The 15,280-nt window shown below is 74.5% G+C and carries 14 protein-coding genes; 5 read left to right on the top strand and 9 right to left on the bottom strand.

Annotation, left to right across the window (positions count from 1 at the left end; genetic code table 11):
• Positions 1–163: 163 nt before the first annotated feature.
• Positions 164–1,153, bottom strand: a complete 990-nt coding sequence (locus tag ACQEVS_RS23875; RefSeq protein WP_433023535.1) for a 2-hydroxyacid dehydrogenase — start codon at positions 1,151–1,153, stop codon at positions 164–166.
• Between the two features lie 107 nt (positions 1,154–1,260).
• Here ACQEVS_RS23875 and ACQEVS_RS23870 point away from each other — a divergent pair, with 107 nt between their 5' ends.
• Positions 1,261–2,253 carry an aldo/keto reductase gene (locus tag ACQEVS_RS23870; RefSeq protein ID WP_433023533.1) on the top strand — a complete coding sequence of 331 codons (993 nt, stop codon included), beginning with the start codon at positions 1,261–1,263 and terminating at the stop codon, positions 2,251–2,253.
• A gap of 126 nt (positions 2,254–2,379) precedes the next feature.
• On the opposite strand, the gene ACQEVS_RS23865 is transcribed toward ACQEVS_RS23870, so the two are convergent.
• The 3 genes from ACQEVS_RS23865 to ACQEVS_RS23855 all read right to left on the bottom strand — a co-directional run bounded on the left by ACQEVS_RS23865 (position 2,380) and on the right by ACQEVS_RS23855 (position 4,055).
• Positions 2,380–2,736: a MerR family transcriptional regulator gene (locus ACQEVS_RS23865; protein ID WP_433023531.1), complete on the bottom strand. Its 357-nt coding sequence runs from the start codon at positions 2,734–2,736 to the stop codon at positions 2,380–2,382.
• A gap of 43 nt (positions 2,737–2,779) precedes the next feature.
• Entirely contained in the window at positions 2,780–3,382 is a 603-nt protein-coding gene (locus tag ACQEVS_RS23860) for a DUF4865 family protein (RefSeq protein ID WP_433023529.1), read from the bottom strand.
• A 109-nt stretch (positions 3,383–3,491) separates the two neighbouring features.
• Positions 3,492–4,055 carry a TetR/AcrR family transcriptional regulator gene (locus ACQEVS_RS23855; RefSeq protein WP_433023526.1) on the bottom strand — a complete coding sequence of 188 codons (564 nt, stop codon included), beginning with the start codon at positions 4,053–4,055 and terminating at the stop codon, positions 3,492–3,494.
• A 112-nt stretch (positions 4,056–4,167) separates the two neighbouring features.
• Between ACQEVS_RS23855 and ACQEVS_RS23850 the strand changes: the two genes are divergently transcribed.
• On the top strand, positions 4,168–4,332 hold the full coding sequence (locus tag ACQEVS_RS23850; RefSeq protein ID WP_433023524.1) for a DUF6191 domain-containing protein: 165 nt from the start codon (positions 4,168–4,170) through the stop codon (positions 4,330–4,332).
• On the opposite strand, the gene ACQEVS_RS23845 is transcribed toward ACQEVS_RS23850, so the two are convergent.
• Both ACQEVS_RS23845 and ACQEVS_RS23840 read right to left on the bottom strand, forming a co-directional pair.
• A complete protein-coding gene (locus ACQEVS_RS23845; protein WP_433023522.1) occupies positions 4,310–7,408 on the bottom strand; it encodes a helix-turn-helix transcriptional regulator in 3,099 nt (1,032 codons plus the stop codon). The two genes, ACQEVS_RS23850 and ACQEVS_RS23845, sit on opposite strands and share 23 nt — an antisense overlap.
• Positions 7,409–7,443: 35 nt before the next feature.
• Positions 7,444–7,656, bottom strand: a complete 213-nt coding sequence (locus tag ACQEVS_RS23840) for a hypothetical protein (protein ID WP_433023520.1) — start codon at positions 7,654–7,656, stop codon at positions 7,444–7,446.
• Between the two features lie 819 nt (positions 7,657–8,475).
• Here ACQEVS_RS23840 and ACQEVS_RS23835 point away from each other — a divergent pair.
• Complete coding sequence (locus tag ACQEVS_RS23835) at positions 8,476–9,612, top strand: hypothetical protein (RefSeq protein ID WP_433023518.1); 1,137 nt, start codon at positions 8,476–8,478, stop codon at positions 9,610–9,612.
• Positions 9,613–9,791: 179 nt separating this feature from the next.
• Positions 9,792–10,178: a VOC family protein gene (locus tag ACQEVS_RS23830; RefSeq protein ID WP_433023516.1), complete on the top strand. Its 387-nt coding sequence runs from the start codon at positions 9,792–9,794 to the stop codon at positions 10,176–10,178.
• 144 nt (positions 10,179–10,322) lie between these two features.
• Here ACQEVS_RS23830 and ACQEVS_RS23825 read toward each other — a convergent pair whose 3' ends face one another.
• Complete coding sequence (locus ACQEVS_RS23825) at positions 10,323–11,210, bottom strand: LysR family transcriptional regulator (protein ID WP_433023514.1); 888 nt, start codon at positions 11,208–11,210, stop codon at positions 10,323–10,325.
• Positions 11,211–11,286: 76 nt separating this feature from the next.
• Here ACQEVS_RS23825 and ACQEVS_RS23820 point away from each other — a divergent pair, with 76 nt between their 5' ends.
• Positions 11,287–12,030 (top strand): CTP synthase C-terminal region-related (seleno)protein, encoded by a 744-nt coding sequence (locus ACQEVS_RS23820; RefSeq protein WP_433023512.1) that lies wholly within the window; start codon positions 11,287–11,289, stop codon positions 12,028–12,030.
• A gap of 95 nt (positions 12,031–12,125) precedes the next feature.
• Here the strand turns inward: ACQEVS_RS23820 and ACQEVS_RS23815 are convergent, their stop codons facing one another.
• Positions 12,126–14,342, bottom strand: a complete 2,217-nt coding sequence (locus ACQEVS_RS23815) for an MMPL family transporter (RefSeq protein WP_433023510.1) — start codon at positions 14,340–14,342, stop codon at positions 12,126–12,128.
• 193 nt (positions 14,343–14,535) lie between these two features.
• Positions 14,536–15,123 (bottom strand): AMIN-like domain-containing (lipo)protein, encoded by a 588-nt coding sequence (locus ACQEVS_RS23810; protein ID WP_433023508.1) that lies wholly within the window; start codon positions 15,121–15,123, stop codon positions 14,536–14,538.
• Positions 15,124–15,280 lie beyond the last annotated feature (157 nt).

Genomic DNA, 15,280 nt, shown 5'->3' with positions numbered 1-15,280 from the left:
CCCTTGAGTGCGGTACTTCGCTGCGCCCGTACGGTGCCCGGCGCAGCCCCCGGTCCGGACGATACACCAGACTGGTCACTCAGGGACATAGCTCATATACATAGCGTAACTAGCTACGGGATTATGGATACGCAGTGCAGCCAGACGGTATCTGTACGTGGCTTCAGAGCGCAGTGGCTACGACGTTTCGCAGAGGCTCGTCCAGGACGAATCCGGCCAGTTGGCCGCGGAGCAACGCTTCCGCGCGGGGCCGGAAGGCCGAGGACGGGCCGCCCACGTGCGGGGTGATCAGGGCGTTGGGAGTGGTCCACAGCGGGTGGCCCGGGGGCAGCGGCTCGGGGTCGGTGACGTCCAGCGCGGCGCGCAGCCGGCCGCCCTCCAGCTCGGCGACCAGCGCCCCGGTGTCCACGACGGCCCCGCGCGCCACGTTGACGAGCAGCGCCCCGTCCTTCATCCGGGCCAGCAGGCCGGCGTCGAACAGCCCCCGGGTCTCGTCGGTGAGCGGCGTCACGACGATCACCACGTCGGCGTCCGGCAGGAGGTCCGGGAGGGCGGTGACCGGGTGCACGGGACCGCGCTCCGTGTGGCGCGGTGAGCGCGCGACGCGCGTCACCCGCGCACACTCGAAGGGAGCAAGCCGGTCCTCGATGGCACGCCCGATCGAGCCGTAACCCACAATGAGGACCGCCTTGTCGGCGAGCGCCGGCCGGAAGCCCTGCCGCCACTCCCCCGCGTCCTGCGCCCGGACGAAACCGGGGATGTCCCGGAGGGAGGCCAGGGTCAGGGTGAGGGCCAGTTCGGCGGTGCTGGCGTCGTGCAGCCCGCGCGCGTTGCACAGCACCGCGCCCGAGGGCAGCAGCGACAGCGCGGACTTGAGGTGGTCGACACCGGCCGTGAGGGCCTGGACGACCCGGACGCCGCGCATCAGGGGCAGCGGGCGGAGGCACACCTCGGCCGGGGCCAGCCTGCCGTCGATCTCGTAGGGGACCCCGTAGAAGGCGACCCGGGCCGGGTCGGTCGGGTAGTCGCCGCCGCCGTCCCAGTACGCGTACTCCAGCCCGTCGGGCAGCCCCCCGATCTCCTCGGGGCGGAACGGCAGCCAGGCCAGGGGCCGGGCCGTGGACGCATGTGCACCGCTGTGATCTGCGCTCATGCCGCGAGGTTATGCGACGACCCGCGGCGGCCCGCTGACGGACGGACGGGCGCCAAAGGTTAAGTTGGACGCGCGCCGATCAGGAGGGAACGGGAGGGATACGGCCGGTGGAGCGCAGGACAATCGGTGCCACGGCGCTCGAAGTGGGGGCGATCGGCCTCGGCTGCATGCCCATGCACTGGGCCTACACCGCCTCCCAGCAGAGCGGCGAGACCGCGCTCCGCACCGTGCACGCCGCCCTGGACGCCGGCGCCAGCCTGCTGGACACGGCCGACATGTACGGCCCGTTCACCAACGAACTGCTCCTGGGGCGGGTGTTGCGGGAGCGACGCTCCGAGGCGTTCGTGTCGACCAAGTGCGGCCTGCTCGTCGGCGAACAGCACATCGTCGCCAACGGGCGCCCCGGCTATGTGAAACGCGCCTGCGACGCCTCGCTGCGCCGGCTCCAGACCGACGTCATAGACCTCTACCAGCTCCACCGGCCCGACCCCGAGGTCCCCGTCGAGGAGACCTGGGGGGCGATGGCCGACCTCGTCGCGGCGGGCAAGGTACGCGCCCTGGGGTGGTGCGCCATAGGCGCCCGCACCCGCCGCCGTTTCTCCGGTGGCCTGTACGACGCCACGATCCGGCAGTTGGAACGCGTCCAGCAGGTCTTCCCCGTCAGCTGCGTCCAGGCCGAACTGTCGGTCTGGTCCCGGGAGGCCCTCGACGCCCTCGCGCCGTGGTGCGCCTCGCGCGGCGTGGGCCTCCTCGCCGCGATGCCCCTGGGCAACGGCTTCCTCAGCGGCACCCTCACCCCCGGCCAGGGCTTCGAACCGGAGGACATCCGGGCCCGGCATCCCCGCTTCACCGCCGAGATGATGGCCGCCAACCAGCCCATAGTCGCCGGCCTCCGCCGCGTCGCCGACCGCCACGGCGCGACGGCGGCACAGATCGCCCTGGCGTGGGTGCTGGCCCAGGGGCGGCACGTCATACCGATACCGGGGACGAAGAAGGCGCGGTGGGCGGTGGAGAACGCGGGGGCGACGGAAGTGCGGCTCTCGGAGAAGGACTTGGAGGAGATAGGGGAGCTGCCGAGGGCGTTGGGGTCGTGGTACTGAGGGACGCGTTCAGCCCGTCCGGCGCACACCCAGCCCGTCCGGCGCTTGAGGACAACCGCGCGGAGCGCGGTTTCGGGGTCTGGGGCGCAGCCCCAGGAAATGGTGAAGGGGCGGGGCCGGGGCTCCCTACCCCCGCGGCCCGGCCGCGATCACCGCGTCCAGGACATCCCGCGCACCCCGCAACTCGTCGATCGCCGAGGTGATCCGCGCCCGCTCCCCACACAACTCGGCGACGAGATCCGGACATATCGGCACCAAGCGCGAACCATCACCGTCAAGGCACGGCAGCACCCGAGCGATCACGGCAGTAGTGAGCCCGGCCGCCAACAGCCCCCGGATCCGCCGGACGGTGACGACATCGGCCTCGCCGTACACGCGGTACCCACTCGACAGCCGCGCGGGCGTCAGCAGCCCCTGCTCCTCGTAGTACCGCAGCAGCCGTTCGCCGACCCCGGTCCGCCGCACCATGTCTCCCATCCGCATACCGGATGCAGCGCGATGCCCCGCCGCCCGCATTCCCGCGGGATCACCACTGCCGTCCGACGGCGACATCGTCCAGGTGAGGCGCCGACAGGTGCGCCACCTCGTACCGCTCGGCCGCACCCTCCCCTTCCGGCACGTCGTGCTCCCACAGCACGAACCGCATCAACTCCCAGCGGCACGGATCGAAGGCGAGCGCCGCCGTGTGCACGCCGTCGCGCCCGGCGGTCTCGGCGAGCCGGCCGGCCTCCTCGGCCACGAGAGCGGCGAGCGCACCCGGGTCCTCGGAAAGGGGCAGCGGCCCGAGCCGGCGCGACGCGGCACGGGGAACGACACCACGGGCCGGCCCGGAGTGGCAGGCGACGCCCGTCCACTGCCGGACGGCGGGCCGGCCGAAGTCCGCGACGATGCCCTGGAATCCGCCGCCTCCGACGAGGAACTCCGCCATCGCCCCGCTGTCCCGCCAGAGGTAGAAGGGCGCGTACTGGTTGACCGGCGAGCCGCCGCGACCGCGTTCGCGGATCAGGTACGCCTTGAGCCCGAGGCCCGCGCGGTCGTCGAGGGCGTGACCGCGAGTGGCCACGCGGTGGCGGATGATGCCCATGTCGTAGTCGGCGGGCAGGGTGACCTCGTACTGCATCGCGTACACGGGGTGGCTCTTTCTGATCGTGTGGTGATCGCGTAAGTGTGGTTCCGGTGCGCGAGTCCGGCGGGGTCCCGGCGCGGGTCGGGGGCGCGGGCTCAAGCGCGCGCCGGGCTCACCGGGCGTGCGCCCCCAGCAGCCCGAGCACGCCCCGCACCGCCTCCCGGAACGGTTCGTCGGAGTCGGCCGCGCGGGCCAGGACGTAGCCGCCCTGGAGGACGGCGACGACCGCCGACGCCGTCGCGGCGGGGTCGAGGGCCGCGTCCAGTTCGCCGCTGTCGCGGCCCTCCGCGAGGAGGCCGGCGAGCCGGTCGCGGAGCCAGGCGAAGGTCTCGTCCACCGGCCGCCGGAGGTCCGGGTCGGCGACGACGTCCGGGTCCTGGGTGAGCCGGCCCACCGGGCAGCCCTTGAGCACCTCGCGCTCGCGCAGCAGATAGGCGGAGATCCGCTCCAGCACCGTCCCCGGCCCGGAGAACTGCCGCTCGGCCAGGGCGCGCGTCTCCTCGGCCGTCCTGCGGATGGCGGCGAGGGCGAGGTCGGGCTTGCCGGTGAAGTGGTGGTACATGCTGCCCTGTCCGGCCCCGGCCCGCTGCTGAATGGCCTTGGGGCTGGTGCCCACGTAGCCGCGCTCCCAGAGCAGGGCGCGGGTGCTCTCGATGAGGCGTTCCGAGGTGTCCATGATCGCGACTGTACATACCAGTAGGTACAACGACAAGACAGGCCCGCGCGTCCGGAGCGTCGCACAACCGTGTGCTTACACTGGAAAATCCGCAAGGACGACGGGAGTTGTCATGTTCGACGCGCTCAGCGATTTGTTCGCCCCGGGACGCCGGCACACCGAGGAGGAGCGCGACCGGCACGAACTGTGCCTGGACGACGTCGGGGACGCCGACCCCGGGAGGGGGCCGGTCGACCTCGACTCCGGCCGAATCGTCATCCGGCCGCGGAAGGGCTGACCCCGGAGGGACCGGCCGCCGAAGAACCGGCCGCCGAAGAACCGGCCGCGGAAGAACCGGCGGCGGAGAGGTCCAACAACCCCAGCCGGAGCGCCGTCGCCGCCGCCTCGCCGCGCCCCGCGGCGCCCAGCTTCGCCAGGATGTTGGAGACGTGCACACTGGCCGTCTTCGGCGAGATGAACAGCTCCTCGGCTATCCGGCGGTTGCTCCGGCCCAGGGTGACGAGCCGGAGGACGTCGCGCTCGCGCGGCGTGAGCCGGGGCGGCGCGCCGGCGCCGTCGGCCGCGCCCGGCGTCCGGCCGTCCGGTACGGCCTCCCCGTCGAGGGGCAGCCGGGCGCGGCGGGCGAGCGACGCGGTCGCCTCGCGCAGCGGCCGGGCGCCCAGCCGGACGGCCTCCGCGTGCGCCCGCGCGAGCTGCCCGGCGGCCCGCTCCGCGTCCGGGCCGCCCTCCGTGAGCAGCGCCTCCGCCCAGCGGTGGCGGGCGCGCGCCAACTCCAAAGGGCGGTCCAGCGGTTCGAAGGCACGGACCGCCGCCTCCCACCGGCCGGCGTCGGACACGCCTTCCGCGCGGGCGAGTTCGGCGTCGAACAGCAGGCCGAAGGCCCGGCGGAGGGGTATCGACCGGGACCGTCCTTCGGCCGCCGCGCGGAGCCCGGCCAGGGTCGCGGCCCGGCCGGCGGCCGTCTCCGGCAGCTCCCGGCCGTCGGCCTCGGCCGCGGCGGCCGCGGCGAGGAACGGCCAGACGTAGCGGTTGGCGCCCCTCGGCAGCCCGGCCGCCAGCACCCGCTCCAGCTCGGCCCGGGCCTCGGCGTGCCGGCCGCGGGCCGCGCTCAGCCCGATGGCGTACCGCGCGAGGACCAGGGTGCTCTGCGGCTGCGGATCGTGGTCGCCGAACCGCTCACGGCCCGCGACGAGGAGGCGCTCCGCGCGCTCCAGATCACCGCGGGCGAGGGCGATGGCGGCGAGCCGGATGTCGGCGAAGCCGGCCGGCTTGACACCGCGGGCCTCGCGCCGGGCCTCCGAGGCGGCCTGCTCGGCCTCGTCCCAGTGACCGAGGACGAAGAGGGCGGACGCCAGGTTGTCGCGCGCCCAGGCCCGGGCGTCGTCGAGGCAGTAGCGGTCGGCGAGGGCGATGCCCTCGCGGGCGACCTCGGCAGCGTGCGCCGAACGCCCCGCGCCCTGGAGCGCGGAGGCCAGATTGATGTGGCTGCGGCCGACGACGCCGACGACGCCCCGGGCGACGACGCGCGCGCAGACCTCGGCCATCTCGGCGAGGCCGCCGTCCACGTCGGTACCGGTGTCGACCTGGTGGCCGGCGAGGGTGAGGCGGGCGTTCAGCTCCGTGCTCTCCGCCCCGACGGCCCGGGCCATCTCGACCGCCCGTTCCGCCATGGGGCGCAGCTCGGGCCCGGGGTCGTGCAGCGCGGCCCAGCCGGCGAGCTGGGCCAGCACCTCCGCGTGCACGGCGGACGGCGGCCGGTCCGCGACCAGTCCGAGCGCGGTGTCGAGCTCGGGACGGCCGTCGCCCCGCCCGAGGCCGGTCTTCAGCTTGGAGCACTGCAACCAGAACCAGGCCCCGCGCAGCGGGTCCATCTCCGGCTTGCGCAGCGCCTTCTTGGCGACGGCCAGCGCCCGTTCCTGGTCGCCGGAGAGGTTGGCGGCGACGACGATCTCGGCCAGCAGGTCGGTGTGGTGCAGCGCCTCGTCGTCGCAGCCGCACGCCGGGTAGACGTCGGCGAAGTCGATCGGCCGCTGGGCCGCGCGGACCTCCTCGGGGACGTCCTCCCACAGCTCCAGCGCGCGTTCCAGCAGCCGGAGCTTCTCGGCGTAGGCGTAGCGCCGGCGGGCGTGCACGGACGCCTCCAGGACGGCGGGCAGCGCCTTGGCGGGCTCGTGCGCGTGGTACCAGTGGGCGGCCAGCCGGGCGGGGAGCTCGTCCGCGCGGACGAGGCCGGGCTGGGCCTCCAACGCCTCGGCGTACCGCCGGTGGAGGCGGGAGCGCTCGCCGGGGAGCAGGTCGTCGGCGACGGCCTCGCGGACGAGGGAGTGCCGGAAGCGGTAGCCGTCCCCGTCGGAGGTGGGGACGAGGACGCTGGCCCCGACGGTCTGCCGCAGCGCCTCCAGCAGGGCGTCCTCGTCGAGCCCGGCGACCGCGCGCAGCAGCGCGTACTCCACCGCCGAGCCGCCCTCGGCCGCTACGCGGATCACCCGCTGGGCGTCCTCGCACAGCGCCTCGATGCGGACGAGCAGCAGTTCGCGCAGTGAGTCGCTGAGGCCGGAACGGCAGCCTCCGGCGATGGACGCGGCCAGTTCCTCGACGAAGAAGGCGTTGCCGTCGGAGCGTTCGAAGACCCGGTCGAGGAGGAAGTGGTCGGGCGCGCTGCCGCTGATGCCGGTGAGCTGGGCGTGCACCTCGTCCCGGGTGAAGCGGGAGAGCTCGACGCGGCCGAGCGCCCGCATGCGGTCCGCCTCGGCGAGGAACGGGCGCAGCGGGTGGCGGCGGTGGATGTCGTCCGAGCGGTAGGTGGCGACGATGACGAGCCGCGCGGTGTGCAGCGAACGGAAGAGGTAGGAGAGGAGTTCGCGGGTGGAGCGGTCGGCCCAGTGCAGGTCCTCGATGGCGAGGACGATCGTGCGGTCCGCGGTGAGGCGCTCCAGGAGGCGGGCGGTGAGCTCGAAGAGGCGGGCGCGGCCGTCCTCCGACTCCCGCGCGGTCTCGCCCAGCTCCGGCAGCAGCCGGGCCAGTTCGCCCTCCTGGCCGGCGGCGGCCCGCGCGAGCTCGTCCCCGAGCTGCCGGTGCAGGCCGCGCAGGGCGGTGGAGACCGGTGCGAACGGCAGCCCGTCGCTGCCGATCTCCACACAGCCGCCCAGCGCGGTGACGGCCCCCGCCGCGCCGGCCGCGGCCAGGAACTCGTCGATCAGCCGGGTCTTGCCGACGCCCGCCTCGCCGCCCACGAGCACGGACTGCGGCTCGCCCGTGGCGGCGCGGGCGAGTGCGTCGGCGAGTACGCCCAGTTCTTCGGTCCGGCCGACGAACACGGGGCTGACGGAGGTCTTCTGCACATCGCCGAGCATGGCACAGCCCACTGACAACGGCCCGGCCGAATTGATCACAGTCCGGCCCGCCCGGCCACGCCCCGCTGCCGCGGTACGAGCGGCAGAAGCGTGTGCGTCCTCACCCGCCTCCCGGTTCCCCCGCCGGCCTGTCCGGCCTGTCCGGCCTCCAGGCGCTCGGCGATCCGGGCCTCGGCCAGCAGCCGCTGGTCGGCGGCGTCACGGGCGAACTCGACGAGGCGGAAGTGGTGGAGCAGGTTGTCGATCATGGCTGACCCCTCAAGTGATCCGGTCCTTCGCGGCCGGTCTCGTTTTCCCGGCCTGGGAAAAGCCTCGTCTCTGAGGTGGGGGCGGGACATCGGGTGAGTGCCTCATATCGGGGGCCCGAGGGGGCCTTAGATTCGCGGGTGCCGGGCGCCGACCGCCTTATGGTCCTCTCTCAGGCTCCTTACGGAACGAGTGCGGCCGTGTTCAGCCGGCCGGCGCCCGCGGGACTCGCCCGGCCGACGGCTGCCGGTGAACCGGCGTGACTACGGGCGCTGTTGGGCGGGCTGTCACGTAGGGGAAGCGGTCAAGGCCGGAACGCCATGACGCCCCAGGGGGGACGTGGAGGCCGGGAACAGGGCCGGGCCGCCCGATCGGGTGTCCGGCGTCCCGGTGCCGGAGAAGTTCCCTCTTGTCAGGTGCGCCGGGCGGGTTTGGGGTGACACCCGGACCGCCCCCGGCCGTCCGGCCCTCCCCCGGCGGCTCCCTGCTTCGCCCTCGCGTTCTGCCGTGGGCACGGTGTACGAGTGGCGGGCGGCGGTGTGATGGTCCGGGGTTTTGACTTCCCGGTGATCACACCGATAGCTCTCAACCGATGGCTCTCAGGTGCCTCGGCGAGGCACCCCACCCCGGGCAACGTGCCGCTCCCAACCGCCGTTGAGGCCCGGCCCGTCCGCCCCGGGAAACGCCCTGTCGCACCGTTGCCCACCTCACCACTCGCCCTTTCGCGAGCGGCGCCCCCGCCTCCGATGACCCCAGGACGTCGGCCCGGCAGGGCCGAAAACGGCTCCCCCACTCGATTCCCACCCGTATTGGAGTCCACCATGCCGAGCGTTTCCTCCCCGCCCGAAGACGTCACCCGGCGGCGGCGCACGTCCCACCGGGCCGCCTGGGTGGTACCGGCACTGGTACTGGCCGGCCTGCTGACCGGCGATCTCACCGACCCCGTCCCCGCCCGCGCGGCGGCACCGCACGGCAGGAAGGAAATCACCGCGGCTTACGCGGGATTCCGCGTACCGACGGGAGTCGACGCCGTCACCGTCTCCCTGTGGGGCGCCGGCGGCACGGGCGGCAATACGGCCGGAGGGTCCGGCGGCGGTGGTGGTGGCGGCGGTGGCGAGGGAGGCGGTGGCGGAGGTGGCGGCGGAGCCGCGGCAGGCGGCACCGGAGGGGGAGGCGGGGGCGGCGGAGGCGCGTTCATCAGGTGTCTGATGCCCGTTCCGAAGGACCGCCGCTTCGTCATCTTCATGAGCCGGCCGGAACAGGGAGGCACTCCCGGGGGCGCGGGCTCCGGCGGCACGGCGGGCAAAGGCGGAGGAACCGTCTTCGGCGGGGGCACCGACGGCACGGCGGGTACCCGTGGCCAGGACGCGAGATCAGCGGTTCAGCCCGTGTCGACCCGCGTTTACGAGACCACCGACTGGCGGAAGCCGCTGGCCGAGGCGGCGTCGGGTCGGCCCGGGGGCAGCGGGAAGGCCAGTGCCGCCGGGAGCGGCGGCGAGGGCGGGACGAACGCCAGTATCGGCAGCGGTGCCCGCGGCAAGGGAGCGGCCGGGGTCCGGCCCGGCAAGGGCGGTTCCGGTGGCGCGGGCGGCAGCCTGAACGAGACCTCCTGCGAAGGCGTTCTGCTGAAGCGGACCGCCGGAACGGCGGGCAAGGGCGGTGACGACGGAGAGGAAGGCCGGGCCGGCGGCTCCGGCCGCGACCAGGGCTTCGGCGGGCACTCCTACGTCGGAGGCCGGGGCGGCAGGGGAGGCAAGGGAGCGCCGGGGCCGGAAGGCCACAGCACCTTCGGGTGCGGCGGAGCCGGGGCTCGCGGTGCCGATGGCGGAGCCGGCGGTTCCGGAGGCCAGGGCTCGGACACCCGGATCGGCGCTCAGAACGGCGACAGCGGCGACCAGGGGAAGAAGGGCGGCCAGGGGCTCAAGGGCTGCCACGGAGCCGTCCTGTTCGAGTGGTGACCACTGGCTGACGCGCGGAAGGACGTGCGACGTGTGCCCGGGTCCCGTAATCGACGGCCAGCGGTTGACGGCGTCGACGGGTAACGCCTTCCATGTCACGGGTGACCTCACATTCGCCCCCGGGCATGTGACCCGGGCCGTCAGCTTCCTTTCCGCCGGCGAGAAGGAGACCTGAGCCGATGCTCGTTGCCGTCGACCACGTGCAGCTCGCCGCCCCGCCCGGCAGCGAGGACCGGCTGCGCGGGTACTACGCGGGGGTCCTGGGCATGACCGAGATCCCCAAGCCGCCCGTGCTCGCCGCCCGGGGCGGCTGCTGGTTCCGGGTCGGCCCGGTCCAGCTTCACCTGGGCATCGAGACGGACTTCCGGCCCGCGAAGAAGGCCCACCCGGGGTTGCGGGTCACCGGGATCGAGGCGTACGCCGCCCGCCTGGAGGAGCACGGCGCGCAGGTCGTCTGGGACGACGACCTGCCGGGCCACAAGCGCTTCTACTCCGAGGACCCGGTGGGCAACCGGCTCGAGTTCCTGGAGCCGGTCCGGCGGCCGGGCAGTCCTGACGCCCACTGAGCGGGCTCGCGCGGAGTCCGGAGCGGCACCTCGCCCGACGGGCGCGCGGGACCGCGCGACGGGCCGTGGACAGCCCGCAGCCGGCGCCCGCACTCCCAGCGCCCGATTTCACCCGGGATCGTGGCGGTTGACGGCGAGGCCGGCTCAACGCGCCGGAAGGCCGGCCAGCGCCTCCCGCAAGGCCGCCGCCGGGCCGCTCGCCACCCCGCCCGTCAGCAGCTCCACGCGGTGCACCAAGCGCGGCTCGGACAGCGGGACTTGAGCCACCCCGGCCGGTCCGCCCAGCGCCGGCAGCAGGGCCAGCCCCTCCCCCGCGGCGATCAGCACCGCGAGGCCGTGGACGTCGGTGCCCTCGTAGCGGAGGCGGGCGCGGAAGGTGCCGGGGGCGCATGCCGCGCGGAGGTGGGCGAGGGGGGCCGCCGTGGCGGGGGCGTCCAGCCAGCAGGCGTCGGCGAGGTCGGGGAGGCGCAGGCCCGCGCGGCGGGCGAGGGGGTGGGTGGTGGGGAGGGTGACGTGAAGGGGGCGTTCCGCGACCGCGGTCGACGTCAAGGGGCCCGTTTCCGGGTGGCGCAGCGGGTCGTTGGGGGCCGTCACGCCGTCCGTGAGGCCGGCGTCGAGGTCGCCCGCCGAGACCGCCGCCGGGACGGCGTCCCGGTCCAGGACGCGGACCGTCACCTCCCAGCGCGGGTGCGCGGCCCGCAGCCCGGCGAGGCGGTCCGCCACCTCGGGCGTCAGGGCGAGCGGAGTGACCCCCAAGGTCAGCCGGCTCACGGGTTCCGCGACCAGCCGGGCGATGTCCGCCCGGGCCGCGTCCAGCCGCAGCAACAGCGGGCCCGCGTGGGCGAGGAGCAGCCTGCCGGCCTCCGTGGGGACCACGGGCCTGCGGCCCAGCAGCACCGCCGACACGTCCGCCTCCAGAGCGGCGATGTGCTGCGAGACCGCGGACTGGGTGTAGCCGAGCTCGGCGGCCGCCGCCGAGAACGACCGGCGGCGGGCGACGGTCACGAAGGTGCGGAGCAGGTGCGGGTCCATGCGCATCAGTATTTCTGATGCGGAGTGCAGGGATCATCGTTGGCGCTGAACCACGACGGCGCGTCAGGATTCCCGCATGACCCTTCCGCAGTCCGCGCACAGCGCCCCCGCCGCCCGCCTCGCCCTCGTCGGCGACCGTTCGTCCGCCGTCCGCTCCCACGTCCGCGTCCCCGGCCTCCTCGCCTCCCTCGCCCGGCACGAAGGCGTCGTGGTCGACCCGTACTGGGTCCCCACCGAGGACGCCGAACTCCCGGGCGCGCTCGACGGGTTCGACGCCGTCTGGCTGCTGCCCGGCAGCCCGTACCGCAGCGAGGCGGGCGCCATCGCCGCCGTCCGCGCCGCGCGCGAGGGCGGCGTGCCGTTCTTCGGCACCTGCGGCGGTTTCCAGCACGCGCTGCTGGAGTACGCGCGCTCGGTGTGCGGGCTCGGCGACGCCGCGCACGCGGAGGTCGCGCCGGAGGCCGACGGTCCGCTCATCGCCCCACTCGCCTGCTCCCTCGTCGGCCACGAGGGTCCCGTCACGGTCGTCCCCGGCACGCTCGCCGCGCGCCTGCTCGGCACGGACCGCACGGTCGAGCGCTACCGCTGCTCGTACGCCCTCGACCCGGCCTACGAGGACGTGCTGCGCGCGCACGGACTGCGCTTCAGCGGCGCCGACGAGGAGGGCCGGCCGCGGATCATGGAGCTGCCGGGCCACCCGTTCTTCCTCGGCACCCTCTTCCAGCCGGAGCTGGCCGGGGACGGTACGCGCGCCCATCCCCTGATCCGGGCCCTGGCGGAGGCCGCCGTCCGGCGCGCGGCGGAACGGACGGCGGCGTAACGGACGGCGGCGTAACGGGCAGCGGCAGAGCGGACGGCGGCGGAGCAGCGGTTCCCGGCGTAACGGGCCGCCGGCGTCCGGCAGGCCCGAAGGCGTCACGCCACCGGACGTACGTCCTCCCGCTCCGGCCGCGCCCCCGCCCACGCCGGCGAAACGGTCTCCGGCCGCGGCTCCGGCGGTTCGATGCTGATGCGCGGCAGCCGTCGCTCCAGCCACCCCGGCAGCCACCAGTTCGCGCCGCCGAGCAGGTGCATCAGCGCCGGGACCAGCAGCGTGCGCAGCACGAACGCGTCCAGCGCGACGGCCGCCGCCAGCCCGATGCCGAACATCGCGATCACCCGGTCGCCGCTCAGCACGAAGGCCAGGAACACCGAGATCATGATGATCGCGGCCGAGTTGATGACGCGGCTGGTCTCGGCCAGCCCGACCCGGACCGCGCGGCGGTTGTCCCGGGTGGCGAGCCACTCCTCGTACATCCGGCTCACCAGGAACACCTGGTAGTCCATGGAGAGGCCGAAGAGGACCGCGATCATGACCACGGGCAGGAACGGCTCGATGGGCCCGGCGCGTCCGAGGCCGAGGAGTTCGCTGCCCCAGCCCCACTGGAAGACGGCGACGATCACGCCGAACGAGGAGGCCACGGCGGCGATGTTCATCGCGGCGGCCTTCAGCGGTATGCCGACGCTGCGGAACGCGAGGAGCAGCAGGACGCAGCCGAGGCCGATCACCGTGCCGACGAACAGCGGCAGTTTGCCGCGGATGACGGCGGCGAAGTCGTCGTAGGCGGCGGTCGGCCCGCCGACGTGGACCCGCAGACCCGTCCCCTCGGTGGCGCGGGGCAGCGTCTCGGCGCGCAGCCGGCGGACGAGGTCGCTGGTGGCGCGGGACTGCGGCGAGCTGTCGGGGACGACGGCGATGACGCCGGACGCGCCGCCGCGGCCGTGCGCGGCGGGGCCGACGGAGGCGATGCCCGGCGTGCCGCGCAGCCGCGCGGGCAGCCGGTCGAAGGCCAGGCGCTCGCCCGCGCCGTCGAGTTCGGCGACGAGCGTCAGGGGGCCGTTGACGCCGGGGCCGAAGCCGTCGGCGAGCAGGTCGTACGCCTGCCGGGTGGTGGACGAGGCGGGGTTGTTGCCCTGGTCGGAGGTGCCCAGGTGGAGGGCGAACGCGGGCAGGGCGAGGACGAGCATCACCGCGGCGGCGACGGCGGCGAGCAGCTTCGGCCGCCGTTCGACCAGCGCCGACCAGCGGGCGGCCAAGCCGGTCGGGGCGTCGGGGCCGGGCCCGGCGGGCAGTGCCGAGCGCCGCTCGCGGCGGCCCAGCACCCGCCGGCCCATGAGGCCCAGCAGCGCCGGCAGCAGGGTCAGCGAGGCGGCCACGGTGAGGACGACGGTGAGGGACGCGGCGAGGGCGACGCCGATCAGGAAGTCCAGCCGGAGGACGAGCATCCCGAGCAGCGCCGCGCAGACGGTCCCGCCGGCGAAGACCACGGCCCGTCCGGTCGTCGCCACCGCGCGTTCGGCCGCTTCCGGGACGGACAGCCCCTGGCGCAGGCCCTTGCGGTGGCGGGTGACGATGAACAGGGCGTAGTCGATGCCCACGCCGAGGCCGATGAGGGTGCCCAGCATGGGCGCGAAGCCGGCGACCGGCATGAGGTGGCCCAGCAGAACGGTGCCCGCGGCGGCCGTGCCGACGCCGACGAGCGCGGTGGCGATGGGCAGCAGGCAGGCCGCGAGCGAACCGAAGACGACGAAGAGGACGACGGCCGCGACTACGATGCCGACGAGCTCGCTGAGGTGGCCGTTGGCGCCCTCGGTGAGGCCGATGGAGCTGCCGCCGAGGGCCACTTCCAGCCCGTCCCCGGCCGCCGCCCGCGCGGTGGTGACGACCGTCCGCACCTGTCCGGCGTCGGGGTCGCCGCCGCCGTCGGCGTCGCGGAAGGTCAGATCGGCGTACGCGGTCCGGCCGTCGGGGCTGATCCGGCCGCCGGAGCCGGTGTACGGGCCGTCGACCGAGTCGACGCCGGGCAGGGCGGCGATCTCGCGGAGGGTGTGGGACATCCGCTGCCGGACGTCGGCGGAGCGGACGGTGCCGGACGTGGTGTGCCAGACGATCGTGTCGCCGCCGCCGCGGCCGGGGAAGTCCCGTTCCAGCAGGGCGGTGGCGCGGCCGGACTCGGTGCCGGGGACGCGGTAGTCCTCGGAGTAGGACGAACCGGCCAGCGCCGCCGCGCCGGCCGTGCCGGCGAGGGCGACGAGCCACAGGACGACGACGGCGAGGCGGCGGCGCAGGCACCACCGGGCGAGTGCGGTCATTCCCTGCTTCCCGGGGGGTCGTGTCGCGTCGCGCACGCCGGGGGAGCCGCGGCTCGGAGCGCTTCGACGGAGAGGGGCGGACGGGCCACAGTGTGCGGGCCTCCGGCCGTCCACTCTGACAGCTCCGGGAGATCGTTTGTCCCTTTTGTGGGTCACACCACAGGACCCGGAAGTGCCCGCGCCACAGCGGTCCCTACCGGAACGTGTGCCATGAATGGGCGACGTCCACGACCACGTGGTTGCCCGTCTGGAAGACCCGGAACGGCAGCCGCCCCTTCAGCCCCAGCCCCACCATCGTGTCGCCCTCGAAGCTCCCCACGAAGCGGGCCTCGCGGAACGCCGGGTAACCGGTGAGGTCCACCCCGGGCAGCTGCTGCCCGGCGCGCCCGGGGTAGCGGGGGCCGCCGGTCTCCGGGTCGTGGCTCGGCGCGGCCACCCGGATCTCCAGGAGGGCACCGCCGGCGACGGTGACGACGTCCCCGGAACCGTCCTGATACAGCTTGTCGACGTACCCCACGTGGTACCCGATCGGGTGACCGTGCGAGGTGTGCACGTCGAAGACCATCCGGTCGAAACAGCGGTGGCGGCCGGTTCTGATGTCGGTCAGCGGGTGGTACTCGGAATCGGGGTGGCTCCTGGGCCGGCTCCCCCAGCCGACCCGGCAGTCCGCCGCGTCCGTGGTGCCGCCGCCCGCGGGCTCGGACGCGATCGCCCCCGTGGCCGTCACCAGCCCGGCGCCCGCCAGCAGGAGCGCGGCCAGCGCAGTGCTCAACCGTCGCATTGCTACCCCCAGCCATGGAGTACGGGCGCGTGGTCCGGCCCGTTGCACCGGATCATGCCGGACCGTTCCGGCGGGCGGGGAAGCGATCGAGCGAATCCGGCCAAATGCGACTTGTCAGCCAATAATCGCCGGAGGATACGGAAGAGGGCCGCTCCCC

This window comes from Streptomyces sp. CA-181903 (assembly GCF_050937075.1).
Lineage (GTDB): Bacteria > Actinomycetota > Actinomycetes > Streptomycetales > Streptomycetaceae > Streptomyces.
The sequence above is the reverse complement of the archived record's forward strand: the minus strand, read 5'-3'. Positions and strand labels throughout refer to the sequence as shown.

Coding starts and splice junctions, on each gene's coding strand:
- ACQEVS_RS23875 (WP_433023535.1), bottom strand. CDS start 1,153: ATGAGCGCAGATCACAGCGGTGCACATGCGTCCACGGCCCGGCCCCTG.
- ACQEVS_RS23865 (WP_433023531.1), bottom strand. CDS start 2,736: ATGCGGATGGGAGACATGGTGCGGCGGACCGGGGTCGGCGAACGGCTG.
- ACQEVS_RS23855 (WP_433023526.1), bottom strand. CDS start 4,055: ATGGACACCTCGGAACGCCTCATCGAGAGCACCCGCGCCCTGCTCTGG.
- ACQEVS_RS23850 (WP_433023524.1), top strand. CDS start 4,168: ATGTTCGACGCGCTCAGCGATTTGTTCGCCCCGGGACGCCGGCACACC.
- ACQEVS_RS23845 (WP_433023522.1), bottom strand. CDS start 7,408: ATGCTCGGCGATGTGCAGAAGACCTCCGTCAGCCCCGTGTTCGTCGGC.
- ACQEVS_RS23840 (WP_433023520.1), bottom strand. CDS start 7,656: ATGATCGACAACCTGCTCCACCACTTCCGCCTCGTCGAGTTCGCCCGT.
- ACQEVS_RS23835 (WP_433023518.1), top strand. CDS start 8,476: ATGCCGAGCGTTTCCTCCCCGCCCGAAGACGTCACCCGGCGGCGGCGC.
- ACQEVS_RS23830 (WP_433023516.1), top strand. CDS start 9,792: ATGCTCGTTGCCGTCGACCACGTGCAGCTCGCCGCCCCGCCCGGCAGC.
- ACQEVS_RS23825 (WP_433023514.1), bottom strand. CDS start 11,210: ATGGACCCGCACCTGCTCCGCACCTTCGTGACCGTCGCCCGCCGCCGG.
- ACQEVS_RS23820 (WP_433023512.1), top strand. CDS start 11,287: ATGACCCTTCCGCAGTCCGCGCACAGCGCCCCCGCCGCCCGCCTCGCC.
- ACQEVS_RS23815 (WP_433023510.1), bottom strand. CDS start 14,342: ATGACCGCACTCGCCCGGTGGTGCCTGCGCCGCCGCCTCGCCGTCGTC.
- ACQEVS_RS23810 (WP_433023508.1), bottom strand. CDS start 15,123: ATGCGACGGTTGAGCACTGCGCTGGCCGCGCTCCTGCTGGCGGGCGCC.